The organism is Bradyrhizobium sp. Leaf396 (assembly GCF_001424605.1).
GTDB classification, from domain to species: Bacteria; Pseudomonadota; Alphaproteobacteria; order Rhizobiales; family Xanthobacteraceae; genus Bradyrhizobium; species Bradyrhizobium japonicum_C.
This window is the reverse complement of record NZ_LMQJ01000066.1, coordinates 23,037-38,894: the sequence shown is the minus strand read 5'-3', so window position 1 is coordinate 38,894 and position 15,858 is coordinate 23,037. Positions and strand designations below refer to the sequence as shown.

Annotated in this window: 12 protein-coding genes; 5 read left to right on the top strand and 7 right to left on the bottom strand. The window is 63.0% G+C overall.

The window, feature by feature from the left end:
- Positions 1–182: 182 nt before the first annotated feature.
- Positions 183–1,364, top strand: coding sequence for an acyl-CoA dehydrogenase family protein (locus tag ASG57_RS35085; RefSeq protein ID WP_057199131.1), 1,182 nt, complete (start codon positions 183–185; stop codon positions 1,362–1,364).
- A 60-nt stretch (positions 1,365–1,424) separates the two neighbouring features.
- Here ASG57_RS35085 and ASG57_RS35080 read toward each other — a convergent pair whose 3' ends face one another.
- The 3 genes from ASG57_RS35080 to ASG57_RS35070 all read right to left on the bottom strand — a co-directional run bounded on the left by ASG57_RS35080 (position 1,425) and on the right by ASG57_RS35070 (position 5,363).
- Positions 1,425–2,636, bottom strand: coding sequence for an ABC transporter substrate-binding protein (locus ASG57_RS35080; RefSeq protein WP_057199130.1), 1,212 nt, complete (start codon positions 2,634–2,636; stop codon positions 1,425–1,427).
- Positions 2,637–2,668: 32 nt separating this feature from the next.
- A complete protein-coding gene (locus tag ASG57_RS35075; RefSeq protein WP_057199129.1) occupies positions 2,669–4,195 on the bottom strand; it encodes an acyl-CoA synthetase in 1,527 nt (508 codons plus the stop codon).
- A 103-nt stretch (positions 4,196–4,298) separates the two neighbouring features.
- Positions 4,299–5,363 (bottom strand): AraC family transcriptional regulator, encoded by a 1,065-nt coding sequence (locus ASG57_RS35070; RefSeq protein ID WP_057199128.1) that lies wholly within the window; start codon positions 5,361–5,363, stop codon positions 4,299–4,301.
- A gap of 141 nt (positions 5,364–5,504) precedes the next feature.
- On the opposite strand from ASG57_RS35070, the gene ASG57_RS35065 reads away from it, so the two are divergent.
- Positions 5,505–6,494, top strand: a complete 990-nt coding sequence (locus ASG57_RS35065; RefSeq protein ID WP_024342087.1) for an NADPH:quinone oxidoreductase family protein — start codon at positions 5,505–5,507, stop codon at positions 6,492–6,494.
- Positions 6,495–6,735: 241 nt separating this feature from the next.
- Here the strand turns inward: ASG57_RS35065 and ASG57_RS35060 are convergent, their stop codons facing one another.
- From ASG57_RS35060 to ASG57_RS35045, 4 genes are all read right to left on the bottom strand, one after another.
- The gene (locus ASG57_RS35060; RefSeq protein WP_024342086.1) at positions 6,736–7,551 is read right to left on the bottom strand and encodes an IclR family transcriptional regulator; all 816 of its coding nucleotides are present in this window, start codon (positions 7,549–7,551) and stop codon (positions 6,736–6,738) included.
- 113 nt (positions 7,552–7,664) lie between these two features.
- Entirely contained in the window at positions 7,665–8,759 is a 1,095-nt protein-coding gene (locus ASG57_RS35055) for an extracellular solute-binding protein (protein ID WP_057199127.1), read from the bottom strand.
- A 32-nt stretch (positions 8,760–8,791) separates the two neighbouring features.
- Positions 8,792–10,582 (bottom strand): ABC transporter permease subunit, encoded by a 1,791-nt coding sequence (locus ASG57_RS35050; RefSeq protein ID WP_057199126.1) that lies wholly within the window; start codon positions 10,580–10,582, stop codon positions 8,792–8,794.
- Positions 10,579–11,733 carry an ABC transporter ATP-binding protein gene (locus tag ASG57_RS35045; RefSeq protein WP_024342083.1) on the bottom strand — a complete coding sequence of 385 codons (1,155 nt, stop codon included), beginning with the start codon at positions 11,731–11,733 and terminating at the stop codon, positions 10,579–10,581. Before ASG57_RS35045 ends, ASG57_RS35050 begins: the two co-directional genes overlap by 4 nt.
- Before the next feature lie 243 nt (positions 11,734–11,976).
- Between ASG57_RS35045 and ASG57_RS35040 the strand changes: the two genes are divergently transcribed.
- Genes ASG57_RS35040 through ASG57_RS35030 form a run of 3 tightly spaced genes read left to right on the top strand, consistent with a single transcriptional unit; the run spans position 11,977 to position 15,853 of the window.
- Positions 11,977–12,786 carry a CoA transferase subunit A gene (locus ASG57_RS35040; protein WP_028146011.1) on the top strand — a complete coding sequence of 270 codons (810 nt, stop codon included), beginning with the start codon at positions 11,977–11,979 and terminating at the stop codon, positions 12,784–12,786.
- Complete coding sequence (locus ASG57_RS35035) at positions 12,786–13,544, top strand: CoA transferase (protein WP_057199125.1); 759 nt, start codon at positions 12,786–12,788, stop codon at positions 13,542–13,544. Before ASG57_RS35040 ends, ASG57_RS35035 begins: the two co-directional genes overlap by 1 nt.
- The gene (locus ASG57_RS35030) at positions 13,541–15,853 is read left to right on the top strand and encodes a molybdopterin-dependent oxidoreductase (protein WP_057199124.1); all 2,313 of its coding nucleotides are present in this window, start codon (positions 13,541–13,543) and stop codon (positions 15,851–15,853) included. Before ASG57_RS35035 ends, ASG57_RS35030 begins: the two co-directional genes overlap by 4 nt.
- Positions 15,854–15,858: the final 5 nt, after the last annotated feature.

Sequence of the window (15,858 nt, the reverse complement as noted above, 5' to 3'; positions counted from 1 at the left end):
CGGTTTACCCGCGGACTGCATCCCTGCAAGTCCTCCTTGGTAGCCGACGCCGGCATCCGACGCCGCCGGACGGGCAGCCGGCCCGATGATCCAATCGGCCAACCAGATTGGCCTACGGCGCCATAACGGCCGCGAGACAGGGGTCTTAGGCTCGCTTCACTGAGCAAAGGTTGGAGATCGCAGTGGATTTTGAACTTTCTAGGGAGCAGCAAGATATCAAGGCGCGTGCCGCCGCGTTCGTGGACGAGGTGTGCCGGCCACTGGAGGATCGATGGGGAACGGACGACTACGCCGTTCCCCACGACATCTTCATGGACGTGGTGCGCAAGTTTCGCGAGTACGGGTTCAGGGGCATCGCAGTCCCGAAGGAGGCCGGCGGCCAAGGGCTCGGGACCATCGCGAAGTGCCTGGTTTATGAGGAAATCGTCAGATCGCCCGTCATGCACGGCCTGCTTGCGACCTGGTCGGGATTCCTCGATCCACATCCCGCACTGTACGTCGCCCCTGAATGGCAGCGAGAGGCCTACCTCTACCCGATCCTCAAGGAAGACAAGTTCTATCACATCAACATCTCGGAGCCGGGAGCAGGTTCGGACGCGGCCGGTATCCAGACGACGGCCGTTCGCGTAGGCGACAGCTATGTCATCAACGGCATCAAGCGTTGGGCGCCGCCGCCGAACCATCCGGGCATCACGCCGAAATATCTCCTGTGCTACGCGGTAACCGACCCCGGGAAGGGGTACGAGGGGATCAGCCTCTTCCTCGTCGACTATCCCAACCCCGGCGTCTCCGTGCTGCGTGAATACGAGACCATGGCGCCAGGCACGTATCTGGGGAGAAGCTGCGACTACCAGTACAAGGATTGCGTGGTGCCGGCGAGGAACATGCTCGGTCAGGAAGGCATGGGATTCCGCTACATGATGGACCAGCTCAATCGCAACCGCACGGTGATCGGCGCGCGACTGACCGGTACGGCTCGCTGGGCGCAGGGCGAGGCGGCGAAACGGGCGCGCGAGCGCGAGACCTTCGGCAAGCCGCTTGCCGAGCGGCAGGCCATTCAATGGATGCTCGCCGAATCCGAGATGGATCTCGAGCAGTCGCGCCTGATGGTCTACAAGACAGCCTGGATGCTCGATCGCGGCATGGATGCGCGCAAGGAGGCGGCCATGGTCAAGTGCTTTGCGCCGCTGGCCGCCTGCAGGGTGATCGACCGGGCCATCCAGATCCATGGTGGGCTCGGGGTGCTCAGGGAGAACCGCTTCGGTCAGCTCTACTTCCAGAGCCGGATCGCCCAGGTAGCGGAGGGCACGACCGAGGTGATGAAGATGACGATCGCGCGAGAAGTTCTGCGCGCAACGGATTAGCGCTGATATCCGGCTAGAAGATGCACGCCCGGCTCGACCGGGCGTCGCTCTGCTTCGCCGCTATTTCTCCGCGTCGATCACTTCGCCGATGGGCTTCCATCGTGTTCCATCGAATTGCATGAGCTGTTCCTGGCTCATCGGCGTGTAACGGGTCGCGCTGGTATTGAGCTTGATGCCGGGGAGCATCATCGGAAGCTCGAGGTCCTTGATGCTCGCCGCCTGCTTCATCAGGTTCTCGCGGGTGAGATCGTCGCCGCAGTTCTTCAATACGTGGACTAACGTCTGAGCCGTGGCATAACCAAACACGTGATAGGTCTCGGACGGATTGGCGTCGGGCATGTACTGCTTCATGAAGGCCAGATAGTCCTTCATGCCGGCATCATCAGCCCAGGCGGGATCGTTCGGATCCTTGCGGAAGGCGACCGTGATCACTCCCTTCGAGTTCTCGAGCCCCGCCGGCACCAGCGTGCTCGAGATCGAACCGGCAGCGTCGCTGAGCAGGTGCAGTGCCTCCCATTTCGTTTCGGCCATCTTCTTGATGGCCTGGGCGGTGAATTTCGGCGTCGAGATGTCGAGGAATACGTCCGCTCCGGCAGCCTTCAAAGTCAGGACTTGAGAGTCGACGGTCGGCTCGGAGATCTCATAGCTAAGCTCCTTGACGATCATCGAGGCAGCCTTGTCACCGAGCCCGTCGCGAAACCCCTTGGCATAGTCTCGCCCGAAATCATCATTCTGGTACAACACGGCGATCTTCGCGTTGGGGCGCTCCTTCAGAACATATTTGGCATAGATCACGCCCTTGGCGTGATTGTTGGGCTGCCAGCCCATCGACCACGGATAGTTTGCGGGCTCGGAGACGCGATTGGCGCCGGTGCCGAGAAACAGGCCCGGGACTTTCTTGGCGTTGAGATATTTCTGGATGGCGAAGTTGGTCGGCGAGCCGAAGGTCCCGACGATCGCCAGGACTTCATCGCTCTTCACCAGCCGGCGCGTCTGTTCGACGGCCTTCGGGGGACTGTAGCTATCGTCGAGCGAAATCAGGTTGATCTTGCGGCCATTGACGCCGCCTTCGTCATTCACCTTGCGGAAATAGGCTGTCATGGCGCGGCCGATGGCCGCAAAGCTGGAGGCCGGGCCGCTATAGGGCATGGTTTGACCGATCTTGACCTCGCTCTCGGTGACGCCTGGTCCTTGTTTGCCGCTCTCGGCACATGCGATCGGGGAGAGGACGGCGCATGCCATTGCGCAGGTCGCGGCGATGAGCTTATTCATGCTCCATTCCTTGTCTGGTTGGTCGAGGGGTATCAGGCGGGCTGCAGGTAGCGCTGCTTCAGCACATGCTTGAATAGCTTCCCATTCTCCTGCCGCGGCAGTTCGAGCTCGAAGTCGATCGAGCGCGGACATTTCACGTGCGAGAGCTCCGCCCGGCAGAACGCAATCAGATCCTGTGCGAGCGCGGGCGAGGCCTGCGACGGATTCTTGAGCTGGACGACTGCCTTGACCTCTTCGCCATATTCCGGGTTCGGAATCCCGAATACCGCTACGTCGGCGACCTGCGGGTGCAAGGCCAGGCGGTGCTCGATCTCGGCGGGGTAGATATTGACACCGCCGGAAATGATCATGTGCGATCGACGGTCGGTAAGATAGAGATAGCCTTCTTCGTCGACATAGCCGACATCGCCGATGGTCGACCAACCCAGCGCGTTGCGGGATCGCGCGGTCTTCTCGGGATCGTTGTGATAGACGAATTGCGGGCCGTCAAAATAGACGTCGCCGATCTGGCCAGGTCCGAGCTCGTTCTGCGCCTCGTCGAGAATGTGGATGGTGCCGACGCAGGCGCGACCGACCGAGCCGCGATGAGCGAGCCATTCTGCAGTCGAGATACAGGTGGCGCCATTGCGCTCTGAGCCTGCATAGTATTCCCACACGATAGGCCCCCACCATTCGATCATCTGCTCCTTCAGAACTGGCGGGCAGGGTGCGGCGGCATGGATGGCGCAGCGATGCGATGACAGATCGTAGCGGGCGCGTATCTCGGCGGACAGCGCCAGCAAACGGAAGAACATCGTGGGGACCCATTGGCTGTGGGTGACGCGGTAGCGCGCGATGGCGGCAAGCGCCGGCTCGGCCGCGAACTTCGTCATGATGACGGCGGTCCCGCCGCTTTCCAGCGTGCGCATGGTGAAGCGCAGCGGCGCGCCGTGATACAGGGGTGCGGGCGAAAGATACACGGTGTCCTGCGCAAAGTTGAAATTGCTGCGGACCCAGTCGCCGGAGGCCTGGGCCTGCCGGACGCTAGAGAACAGCGGCTGCTTGATGCCTTTCGGCTTCCCGGTCGTGCCGGAGGAGTAGAAGAAGTCCTTGCCCACGGGACCGTCTCCGATTTCGATCATGCGGTCGAAACGCGAGAGCTCGGCGGCATAATCGAAGCTGCCGTCATCGGAGCCGCCGATCACGAAGATGGCGCACCGGTTAGTATTGTTGGCCTTGAGCGCGCGCACGGTGTCGGCGAAGCGCGCTGCGACAAAGAATATCTTCGCGCCGCTGTCCCGGACGATGTAGGCGGCCTCGTCGGGCTGCAGATGGGTGCTGACGGGCGTGTAATAGACGCCGTGCCGCCGAGCGCCCCAGAGAAGCTCGAAATAGGTGAGGTCGTTGTCGAGCATGATGGCGACGCCATCGCCGACGGTAAGGCCCATCCAGACGAGGATCTGGGTCACACCGTTCGCTCGCCGGTCGAGTTCGCCATAGGTGAGGATGTCCTTCGAGAAGGCGACGCGCGCTGCGATTTTCTCAGGATGACGCTCGGCCCATTGACGCAAGATCGGCATTTCTTCCCCGCTGACGCCACGTCGGTGGCCCATTGGCGGGTAGTATCAGGTCAATGGCGCGGCCGTTGAAATGACCAAGCATGCCAATCGGGTTGGCGGAATCCTACCGCGCGTCCGCCGCGGCGGCGTGACGCTCGCGGAATTCGCCCGGTGTCAGCCCTGTCCACCGCCGGAATGCACGGTGAAACGTGCTGAGCTCCGAGAACCCCAGCGACAGCGCAATCTCCTCGAGCGGCAGGCGGGATTTCTTGAGCATATGTGTCGCAATGTCGCGCCTGACGCGATCCTTGAGCTCCTGGAAGCCGCACTGCTCCTCCTCGATCAGGCGACGGCGCAGGGTCTGCGGCGAGACGGCGAGCGTCTCCGCGACGTCCTCGAGCGACATGGGACGTTTGAGGTTGCGGCGCAGAATGGCGCGAACGCGTTCGGCAACGCTGCTGTCGTCCCTGTAGCGCACGAGCAGCGCGTTCGGCATGGAGGCTAGAAACCGCCGCAGCCGTTCTTCGTCGGGCATGATCGGCAGATGGAGCAACTCGGCGTCGAAGCGAATTTCGGTGCGCGGCTGATCGAACAGCATGGGAGCCCGGTAGAAAGGCTCGAGCTCGGAGCTGAAGGGCTCCTCCGAGAAGACGTAATGCACGGTGATCAGGGGCAGACGACGGCCCACAAGCCAGCACATGAGGCCGTAGGTGAACAACAGGATGGCGCCATTGACCATTCGCCGGCGGTTCGGCTGGTCGATCCTGTCGGTCACGTAGACCGAGGCGTCGTGCTCGCCTTCGGCGAGTCGAACGGCGAAGTCGTCTACGACGAGATGATAGAACTGGCAACCTATCCTGATGGCCTCGCGCAGGTTGGTGCAGCGGATGAGCAGGCGGCACATCATGCGAAACGTGCCGGGCTTGATGGGCCTGCTGCACAGCAGCCAGAGTTCGTCACGCGTTTGGCGAGTCAAGGTTGCGATCATGCGCGCGAACTGCTCCTGCGGCAGACGGGTGCCCGGCCTGTCAAGCTGACCGTTCGCGATTCCCGCGCGTCTCAGGAGCCGATTGATGTCGAGCCCGGCCTCCCGCGCACCGCTCAGCACCAGGCCGACATAGCCGGTGTCGATTGCCGAACGCGGCGGCGTTTGAGCTGATCGGCTTCTGGCCTGTGAGGTTCCCGACATGACGCATCATGTTAACGGCCGGATCGCCGTCACGCCAGCATTCCCCTGGCGTCGATGGTCAATGCGTCTGATCGTTTTCGTCATTGCGGCGAGCCAGCTCCGCTTCATTCTCCGCCGCAGGATTCAGCCAAGAGAGACCAGATGCGGGCGTTGATGAGCTGCGAACCGGGCGGACCCGAGGGCCTGCGGCTGCTCGATGTACCAGATCCGGTCCCCGGAGCCGGCCAAGTCCTCGTGGCGGTGAGGGCGTGCGGCGTGAACTACCCGGATGTACTCACCATTCAGGACCGCTACCAGGTCAAGACACCTCGCCCCTTCGCACCGGGCGGCGAAGTCGCTGGCCTCGTGTCAGCGGTGGGACCGGGCGTGACGGCGTTCAGCGTCGGGGATCGCGTTGCCGCCCGTACCGGGACAGGGGGCATGGCAGAGTTGGTCGCCGTTGCCGTCGACCGCTGCATTCCGATTCCGGACGGCATGTCCTTGGCCGACGGCGCGGTCATGCAATTCACATTCGAGACGGCCTACTATGCGCTTCATACCCGCGCCCGGCTTCAAGCAGGCGAGACGGTGCTTGTGCTCGGCGCCGGCGGAGGTGTCGGCATCGCTGCGGTTCAGGTTGCTCGCAATCTCGGAGCCCGCGTGGTCGCCGCAGCGTCGTCGGAAGAGAAGCTTGCCTTCGCCTGTCAGCACGGGGCTGCTGAGGGGGTATCCTATCCGGTGGAGATGCCAAAGCAACGCAGCGAGGTTGCCTTACGTTTGAAGGCTGCAGTCGGTCCGAATGGTGCCGATGTGATCATCGATCCCGTTGGAGGCTGGCTCGCGGAGGCCGCTATCCGAAGTGTCGCAGAAGGCGGACGTTATCTCGTTCTTGGCTTCGCCGCCGGCATTCCGTCGTTGCCGCTCAACCTTCCGCTCCTGAAGAACTGCGACGTGCTGGGTATCAATTGGCGAACATTCACCCTGTCGGAAGATCCGCGGATCGTTGCTAACCGGCGTCAGCTCCAGGACTGGTATGAACAAGGCCTGTTATCGCCAGGAATTACGGCCGAGTTCTCGCTGCGGGAGGGCGGTGAGGCGATCCGGCGTCTTGCCTGCCGACAATCGGTCGGGAAGATTGTCGTAGTCATTTGAGCGATTGACAATTGCTCGACAGAAAAGCTCTCATGACATCTATGATGCCCTCTTCAGCAACGACCAGGTCCTTCTGAGGCGTTCCCGTACAGAAAGCCCCCATCGAATCCGCCACGTAGTTGGTCCACCAATAGAAGGATCTCGGGAGGAACGTCTCAATGAGAAGCACGAACTTGGAATCTTGATTGGATTCGGCAGCGCATCGCGCCACTGCCTGCTACGGACACCGCGGCCGGCAAGATCAAGGGGTGCGTCGTGGTTGATGTGACGGCATCGAATCGCTTCTCGGGGCAGGGTGCGCCGCCGGCCTGTTGGAATAGCCGAGGGCTGCGCCGATGGCCCGGGCTGCCTCCATTACGTGGACCGAGTACTCCTTGATCTGCTTGCGCTTGATGCGGGTGTCGGGGCCGGATACGCCGATCGCCCCGACGAGTTCGCCGGAGCGGCCGAGGATGGCGCAAGCGCAGGCTGCGATGCCCTCGCGCCACTCGCCATGGAGGACGGAGGAGTAACCCTGCGTGCGCGCCAGCTCGATGTCCTCGCGCAGCTCCTCGATCGTCGTTCGCGTCGTTTCCGTATACCGCTTGAGATGCGGCCGGAAGCGTTCCAGATAGTCATCTGGCATATGGGCGAGCATCGCCTTCCCTGTCGCCATGGTGAACGCAGGTGCGCGCATGCCAACGCTCGTATGGGCGCGGATATGGTGAGCGCTCTCGATCTTGTCGACGTAGACGACGTCGGTATCTTCGAGCACGGACAGGTGGATGGTTTCGCCGGTGATCTCGGCAAGCTTCGTCATTGCCGGCCGCGCGATGTTGATGAGATCCATCCGGTGGATGACATGGCTGCCGAGCGCCCAGATCTTGGTCGTGAGCTCGTAGGTGCTGTGCGGGGGAATCTGGCGCACATAGCCCTGGGACTGCAAAGTCATCAGGAGCCGATGCACGTTGCTCTTGGTGAGCTTCAGCTCGCTCGCGAGGTCCGTCACCCCGCGGGGCTGCTCGCTCAGAGCAAGTGCTTCCAGGAGACGCAGCCCCTTGGTGAAAGCCTTATCCATCCACAAGCCAAAATAGAATGATCTTTCACCGCGTCTAGCATGGTCGCGCGATCCGCAACAGCCCGCGTGTGGGATCGGCCCCGATCCTCCTGGATCGGGGCCGATCAGCCTGCCTATTGCGCCAGCAAGGCGTTCAGTTTCTCCTGGCCGTACTCTTCATTGGTGGAGTTTCCGGCCGGCGAGGGTGCGCCCCAATAGTCCGGGCTCCATTCGATTGCCTTCGAGACGTTGTCCGGATTGTTGGCCCAGTAGCGGGCGAGCTTCTTGTCCGTCGCTGCCTCGAACACGACCTGGGAGGGAAGCGCGACCGGGAAGGTCGAGGTGAGCTGCGCTGCGCGCTTGGGATCGAGCCGCCAGGAAAGCAGTTTCAGCGCGTTATCGTAGTTCGGCGCTCCCTTGGGGATCGAGAAGAAATCGTAGTAGACGAAGCCCTGGTTGAAGGTCAGCTCGATCGGGGCGCCCTCCAGGGCGAGCTTGCTCATCGAGCCGGTGTAGGCCATGCACATGTCGGCCTCGCCGTCGAGCAGGAGCTGCGGCGGCTGTGCGGATGTGGTCCACCATTTGGCGATGTGTGGCTTGATTTCCTTGACCTTCTTCAGCGCCCGCTCCATGTCGATCGGGTAGAGCTTGCTCTTCTCCACGCCGTCGGCCATCAGCGCCGCTTCGAATACGAAACGCGGCCAGGCGGGCATGCAGCGCCGTCCGGGAAATTTCTTCACGTCCCAGAAGTCGGCCCACGTGGTCGGTACGTTTGCCCCCTTGTACTTGTCCTTGTTGTAGACGAGGCCGACGCCGATCACCTGCAGTGCCACGCCCTTCTTGCGCTTCAGATTGTCCGGCATCGCCGCCAGCGTCTGTTTCGCCGCGTCGGACAGCTTGGAATAGTCGATATCGGCCAGGCAGCAGTCGCCGAGCAACTTCGTCTCCTGGTCGAAGATGAACGTCAGGTCCCATTGCGCCTTGCCGGCTTCGGCCTGAGCCTTGATGCGGGGGCCGCTGCGGGCCTCCTGGACGGTGACCACCTTGATGCCGGTCTCCTTCTCGAACGGATCGTACATGACCTTGCGCAATGCATCGCCATATCCGCCGCCCGGATCCTGCATGATCACGACGTTGCTCTGCGCTTGAGCCAGGCCCGTCCCCATCGCGATGAACAGGGCCGAAGCCAATACGGAAGCCGTCAATCGCCAGCGTTTCATTCCCAGCATTTTCTCTTTCCTCCAGTTGAAGTTGATCTGTGTCACGTCGCCTTCCGCGACGTGGCGAGAACGGGTCGCGCAAGGACGAGCCCCGCGACCACCAGCAGCACCTCCAGCGTCGAGACCACGGCCAGCACCGGATTGAGCCGATAGTTGATGTCGCCCCACAGCATGAGCGGGAGCGTCTTCAGCTCCGCGCTCGACAGGAACAGCGTCAGCACCAGTTCGTCGAACGAGTGCAGGAAGGCGAAGAATGTCGCTGCAGCCAAGCCCGGCATGATGGCAGGCAGCGTCACCAGGCGGAATACCGTCAGGGACGATGCGCCATGGACGGCGGCGGCCTGTTCGAGCCTGGTATCGACGCCTTGAAGCGATGCGGACAGGATCACCACGACAAGGGGAAGGCCGCCGATCGCATGCGCCGCGGCAAGGCCGAAGACGGAGCCGACCAGATCGAAACGCAGGAACAGGCTGTACAGCGACAGGCCGAGCACGACGGGAGGGACGATGATCGGACTTACGAGAAGCAGCATGATGGCGGATTTGCCGCGAATGCTGCTTCTGACGATGCCGAGGGCGGCCGAGGCGCCCAGCACGATCGCGATGCCGGCTGACATCGCCGCGACGACCAAGGATGTCCAGAATGCCCGCATCCAGTTCGAGTCGGAGAAGAACTGCTCGTACCAGCGGAATGAGAAGCCCGGCGGCGGGAACGTCAGATAGCTTGCGCTGCTGAAGGAAATGATCATCACCACGATGATCGGCAGGATGAGAATGGCAATGACCAATCCGCCCACGAGACGAACGGTCCAAGTTCCGAAGCTCGCCGGCAGCCGCCCGAAAAGCCTCAGAAGCGGCCAGCCGACAAAGTCGGCAGCTGTGGCGCTGAGGCTGCGGCGGCCGACATCGGCTGCGGGGCGGTCAGTGGTTCTTGGTGTTGCCTCGGTCAGCTTGCGGCCACCCCATATGAACTCGAAACCGAGGAAGCGTCCCGCCACCGCGACGACCGCCAGCGTGATCGTCAGCAGCACCACGCCCAATGCCTGCAGGAAGCCTTCCGATGTGACCGAGTCTGCCTGCTGGGTGATATGCATGGCGAACATCTGGTCACCGGGTCCCCCGAGCAGCGTAGGGGTTATGAAGAAGCCGATCGCCGCGACGAAGACCAGCAGGAAGCCGGCGCCCATGCCGGGCAAGGTCAGCGGCAGCAACACGCGCCAGAACGCCGCAATGGGCCCGGCGCCGCTGGCCAGCGCCGCGCGGGTCAGGCTTTGATCAAGGCGCGCCACGCTGGAATAGATCGTCAGCACCATCAGCGGCAGCAGCACGGCGGTCATGCCGAGAAGCACGGTGCCGCGATTGAAGAGCAGCTGCACGGGCTCGCTCAATATGCCGATCGAAACCAGCAGCTTGTTGACCGGCCCGTTGCGGCCGAGCAGGACCATCCAGGCGTAGGTCCGGATCAGGATGGCGATGAAATAGGGCAGCACGATCGCAGTCGCGATCAGGACCTGGGCAATGCCGCGACTGCGGTGAATGAGCAGCGCAGTCGGATATCCGAACAGCAGGCACAGCCCTGCGACGGTGACCGAGATCTGCATCGTGCGGACGAGCGAATCCCAATAGAGCGGGATCGCAAACACCCGCTCGAAGTAGGACGACCACGACGGCCCGCTCACGCTGATACGGATGAGATCGATCAGCGGCAGGAGATAGATGAAAGCCAGAAACGCGAGCGCGGGCAGGAGCAGCAGCGCCGGATCCTTCAACCTCCTGACGAGATCGAGAGTCCCAGGGCGCCCCGCCAGGGCGCCGAGCGATGCCGAGGTCATGCGAGCACCCAACAGTCCGCGGCGCCCCAGCTCACATGCAGACGATCCCCAACGGCCGGCAGGGGCCGGTCGGCCATGTCGGTGCACCGGATCAGGAGCGGATCTCCCCCATCCATTTGCGCCTCGATCCGCAGGATCTCGCCGAGGAAGATCGCAGACGTGACGCTGACGGGCGTGGAATTCGCAGCCGGCTCGTTCGACACGGCGATGCGTTCCGGACGCACGAGCACAGTTGCGCGCCCGACGTCGATCGTATCCCGGCTTTCGGCGCTGAATACGTATCCTGCACGGTTCTTCATCGTCAGTGTCGATCCGCGCTTCTGCAGAATTTCCGCCTCGATCAGATTGCTCTCGCCGACGAACGAGGCGACGAAGCGATCGGTCGGATGCCGGTAGATGTCCAGCGGTCGGCCGATTTGAACGATCTTGCCGGCGTTGAGCACCGCGATGCGGTCGCTCATCGTCAGGGCTTCGCCCTGGTCGTGAGTCACGAACAGGATCGTACTGCCGATGGTCTGGTGAAGGTCGCGGATCTCGATCTGGATCTGTTCGCGCAACCGCCGGTCCAGGGCGCTGAGGGGTTCGTCCATCAGCACGACCTTGGGCCTCCTGACGATGGCCCGGGCGATCGCGACGCGCTGCTGCTGTCCGCCCGACATCTGGGAGGGAGATTTCGCCGCATGCTCCGTCAGCCGCATGATCTCCAGCGTTTCGGCGACACGGCGCTCTGCAGTTGCCCGGTCGACACCCGCCATGCGAAGCGGAAACGCGACGTTCTGGCTGACCGTCATGTTCGGAAACAGCGCGTAGCTCTGGAAAACCATGCCGAAGCCGCGCTTGTGCGTGGGTACGTTGTGGACCGGCTTGCCGTCGACGAGAATCTCGCCGCTGTCGAGGCTCTGGAATCCGGCCACGAGGTTGAGCAGCGTCGTCTTACCGCTGCCGGATGGTCCAAGGAGCGTGATGAACTCGCCCGGCTCGATATCGATGCTGATCCGGTCGACGGCATGGAAGCTGCCGTAGGTTTTCACCGCCTCGCGGACGGAAATGCTCGATCCGATCGCGTCGCGGTCCCGGAGGCGGCCGGTCGGCAATGTCCGAACGTTCGCATCGCCGGAGCGCATCGCGCGCTGAGCCGCAGGCTCACCCATTCTTTCCTCCCGACATGTTCTATATTGTAGAACGCTATTCCAATTATTCTTGGCGTAGCGCATCGTCTTGTCAAGTCGAGCCGCCCGATCGCGGCGCAATCATGCGCTGCTGCGGTCGGCTGCGCACGGGAAAGTCCTGCAAATCAAGGCTCCGGCGGCGAAGTCAGATTGACAGCATCGTCGAAATCCGCCTAGATTAATTTGGAATTGCGTTCTACAATATAGAACAAGACGGGGAGGATGATGGTGTTGAGCGAGCCTCGCGCAATGGCGAAGCACATCGAGCCGGGCATGCGCGTGGCGCTGCCGGTCGACTACGCCGGCGTCTCCATGGCCATGACGCGGCCAATGATCGAGCATGGTGCGGGTGATCTCGATCTCGTCTGCGTGCCAACCGGCGGATTGCAGGTCGACCAGCTTATCGGTGCGGGTCTCGTCCGGACGGTGGAGACCAGCGCCGTCTCGCTCGGTGAAGCGGGTGGAGCGCCCCGGTTCAATGCTGCGGTCAAGGATGGCGCGGTTCGACTGAAGGACGCGACGTGCCCCGCCATCCATGCGGGCCTGGTGGCGGCGCAGAAGGGCAGTCCCTTCATGCCGCTCCGAGGGCTGATTGGAACGGATCTGCTCCGCCATCGTGACGATTGGCGCGTGGTCGACAATCCCCTGGCGGACGGCGGCGATCCGATCGTGCTGATTCCCGCGATCAAGCCCGATGTCACGATCTTCCACGTTCCCATGGCTGATCGTTTCGGCAATGTCTGGATCGGGCGGCGCCGCGAGCTCGCCGCCATGGCCTATGCTTCGCGAACCGTTCTCGTCACGGTAGAGCGCATCGTCGAAGAAAACCTGCTCGCCGACGAGATGAGCGCTGCCGGTGTGTTGCCGGCACTCTACGTCACGGCAGTCGCGCGCGCACCGAAGGGCGCGTGGCCGTACGGTCTTTGGGGCGAGTATCCGGCCGACAGCGCCGAGATCGCGCGCTATGCGAAGGCCGCGCGAACGGCTGAAGGCTTCTCCGCCTATATGGCGCAGGCGCAGATGGAGCCGGCGTGATGGCGGACGTTCTCCCTCGCGAAGTGCTGATTTGCACGATCGCGCGGCTGCTCGATGGGGTCAGGCATGTCGCTGTAGGCGCCTCCTCTCCGATTCCTGCCGCGGGTGCGATGCTTCTGCGCGCACTGAAGGAAGCGGGCGGCGCCGTCGGTCCACGCATCTCCATTCTCGGTTCTGTCGAGCATAATTTCTTTACCAACGGTTCGGCCGAGCTGTTCGATTGTGCAGGTCAAGGACGGATCGACGCGTTCTTCCTCGGTGGTGGCCAGATCGACGGCTTCGGCAATGTGAACCTCGTCGGCGCCGGTGATTATCCGCGCTCCAGCGTGCGCTGGCCCGGCTCGTTCGGGTCGGCCTATCTCTACTTTGTCGTGCCGCGGGTCATCCTCTTCCGCGAGGAGCATACGCCGCGCGTCTTCGTCGAACATGTGGACTTCATCAGTGCCCCCGGCGTCAGCGCAGAGGGAGTCTTTCGGAGCGGCGGTCCCGTTGCTCTCCTGACGGGCAAGGGTCTCTTTCGGTTCGACAAGACACGGCCGGGATTCGAACTCGAGAGCATTCACCCCGGGCATGATCTTGCCGAGATCAAGCAGGCGACCGGCTTTCAGTTTAAACATGACGCCGAGCCGCGGCAGACCCCGCTGCCGGACGGGTCGACGCTGGAGCTGCTCCGCGGCCGCGTGTTCGACGAACTCGCCGAGACCTATCCCGAATTCGCCGCGCAAATCCGGCGCGATCTGGTGGCGGTCGACGCATGAGCAGGATCAAGCGGGTCCCGCATTGCAGCCATTGGGGTGCTTACACGATCCTCGTCGAGGATAATCGCATCGTGGGCGTCGAGCCGTTCGAGCACGATCCGGCGCCTTCCCCGATCATCCATTCCGTTGCCGAATGGGCTAATCCCGACCGGCGCGTGCTGCGGCCGATGGTTCGTTCCGGTTGGTTGGACAAGCGAGAAAAGAGTGATCGCCGCGGTCGTGGCCGGGACAAGTTCGTCGCTGTCAGCTGGGACGAGGCGACGACGCTGGTCGCCGACGAAGTACGCCGTGTGGCGGGCACGTTCGGCAATGCGTCGATCTTCGCGGGCTCCTATGGCTGGACCAACTCGGGTCGCCTGCACCATGCCTCGTCGCTTCTGAAGCGCATGCTCAACCTGGTTGGCGGCTTCACCAGGCATGTCGACACCTATTCCATCGCCGCGGGTCCCGTGATCCTGCGCCACACGCTGGGCAGCGACGACGCATGCGGCGGCCGCGCCAATACGCTCGACACGATCGCGCAGCATACCGAGACGCTGGTGGTGTTCGGCGCTCTGTCGCCGCGAACCGCGCAAAACGAGGCCGGAGGAATCGGCAGCCACCGCCTCGAGACTTATCTCAGGAAGATCGTCGAGCGCGGCGTCAAGATCATCCACGTCTCGCCGCTGAGGGACGATCTGCCGGACTGGGTCGATGCCGAATGGTGGCCAATCCGGCCGAACACGGACGCCGCGCTGATGCTAGGCCTTGCCGGCGAGATCGTGAAGGCGGGCCGGCACGACACGGATTTCCTCGCGCGCTGCACCAGCGGCGCGGATCGTTTTCTTCGCTATCTCGAAGGCCAGGCCGATGGCGGTCGAAAGGACGCCGCGTGGGCCGCCGGCATCTGCGGGCTCGATGCAGGCCAGATTGCCGAGCTCGCAAGCCGCCTGGTCGACACGCGGAGCATGCTGACGGTGAGCTGGAGCCTGCAGCGCGCCCATCATGGCGAACAGCCGTTCTGGGCGGCGCTCGGACTTGCATCGGTTGTCGGCCAGATCGGATTGCCGGGCGGCGGCGTCGGCTACGGCTACGGATCGCTGGGCGGCGTCGGGGCCCCGATCAACGTCGGCAAGTCTCCGGCTATTTCGCAGTTGGCGCGACCGATCGACAGCTTCATTCCCGTGGCTCGGATCAGCGATATGCTGCTCAATCCCGGCGCGTCGTTCAGTTACGAAGGAGAGACACGCTCCTATCCTGACACGCGGCTGGTCTACTGGGCTGGCGGCAACCCCTACCATCATCACCAGGATCTCAATCGCTTATCGGAGGCCTGGACCAGACCGGAAACGATCATCGTGCAGGATCCGATGTTCACGGCGACGGCCCAGCGCGCCGACATCGTCCTGCCCGCAACCACGTCGATCGAGCGGAATGACATCGCCGGCAACAGACGCTCGGATTTCATTCTGGCGATGAAGAAGGCGATCGAGCCGCTGGGCGAGGCTCGATCCGACTTTGAGATCTTCAATGAGATTGCGGCCAAGCTCGGGATGGCCGATCGATTCAACGAAGGCCGAGACGAGATGGGCTGGGTCCGGCATCTCTACGAAGCCTGCCGCAGTGACGCATCGCAGCGCTTCGGCTTTGCGATGCCGGATTTCGATGCGTTCTGGGAAGCCGGCTATGCCCGCTGCCCGGTCAAGACGGAGCATACGTTCCTGGCTGACTTCCGCAACGAGCCGGAGGCGCATGCGCTCAAGACCGAGAGCGGAAAGATCGTGCTCGGCAGCGAAACTCTGGCCAGGCTGGACTATGCCGACTGTCGCCCGCATCCCGCGTGGATCGAGCCGGCTGAATGGCTCGGCAATGCCGCCGACGCAGGCCAAATGCACCTCATCTCGCACCAGCCGGCCGGTCGTCTTCACAGTCAGCTCGAAACCGGCGCGTCGAGCCGGGCCATGAAGCGCAATGGCCGTGAACAGGCTCGCCTTCATCCTGACGACGCGGCAGCTCTCGGCATCGATGACGGCCAGACGATCCGCATCTGGAATGGTCGCGGGGAATGCCTCGCGACGGCTGAAATCACCGACAAGGTCCGTCAGGGCGTACTGGTGCTTCCGACCGGTGCCTGGTTCACGCCGACAGGCAATAGCGGCCTGGAAATCGCCGGCAATCCGAACGTGCTCACGCTCGATATCGGCACGTCCCAATTCGGCCAGGGCTGCTCGGCCCATACCAGCCTCGTGCGAGTCGAGCCGTACGCCGCCGATCAGCGCGACGCGTTCGGGGCCTATCAGGAATCGCTCGTCGCGCTCGCGGCAGTCTAACAGGA

Excerpts from the sequence above, each read along its gene's own strand:
- ASG57_RS35080 (WP_057199130.1), bottom strand. The coding sequence starts at position 2,636 with ATGAATAAGCTCATCGCCGCGACCTGCGCAATGGCATGCGCCGTCCTC.
- ASG57_RS35075 (WP_057199129.1), bottom strand. The coding sequence starts at position 4,195 with ATGCCGATCTTGCGTCAATGGGCCGAGCGTCATCCTGAGAAAATCGCA.
- ASG57_RS35035 (WP_057199125.1), top strand. The coding sequence starts at position 12,786 with ATGGCGGACGTTCTCCCTCGCGAAGTGCTGATTTGCACGATCGCGCGG.
- ASG57_RS35040 (WP_028146011.1), top strand. The coding sequence starts at position 11,977 with ATGGTGTTGAGCGAGCCTCGCGCAATGGCGAAGCACATCGAGCCGGGC.
- ASG57_RS35070 (WP_057199128.1), bottom strand. The coding sequence starts at position 5,363 with ATGTCGGGAACCTCACAGGCCAGAAGCCGATCAGCTCAAACGCCGCCG.
- ASG57_RS35045 (WP_024342083.1), bottom strand. The coding sequence starts at position 11,733 with ATGGGTGAGCCTGCGGCTCAGCGCGCGATGCGCTCCGGCGATGCGAAC.
- ASG57_RS35055 (WP_057199127.1), bottom strand. The coding sequence starts at position 8,759 with ATGCTGGGAATGAAACGCTGGCGATTGACGGCTTCCGTATTGGCTTCG.
- ASG57_RS35050 (WP_057199126.1), bottom strand. The coding sequence starts at position 10,582 with ATGACCTCGGCATCGCTCGGCGCCCTGGCGGGGCGCCCTGGGACTCTC.
- ASG57_RS35065 (WP_024342087.1), top strand. The coding sequence starts at position 5,505 with ATGCGGGCGTTGATGAGCTGCGAACCGGGCGGACCCGAGGGCCTGCGG.
- ASG57_RS35030 (WP_057199124.1), top strand. The coding sequence starts at position 13,541 with ATGAGCAGGATCAAGCGGGTCCCGCATTGCAGCCATTGGGGTGCTTAC.
- ASG57_RS35060 (WP_024342086.1), bottom strand. The coding sequence starts at position 7,551 with ATGGATAAGGCTTTCACCAAGGGGCTGCGTCTCCTGGAAGCACTTGCT.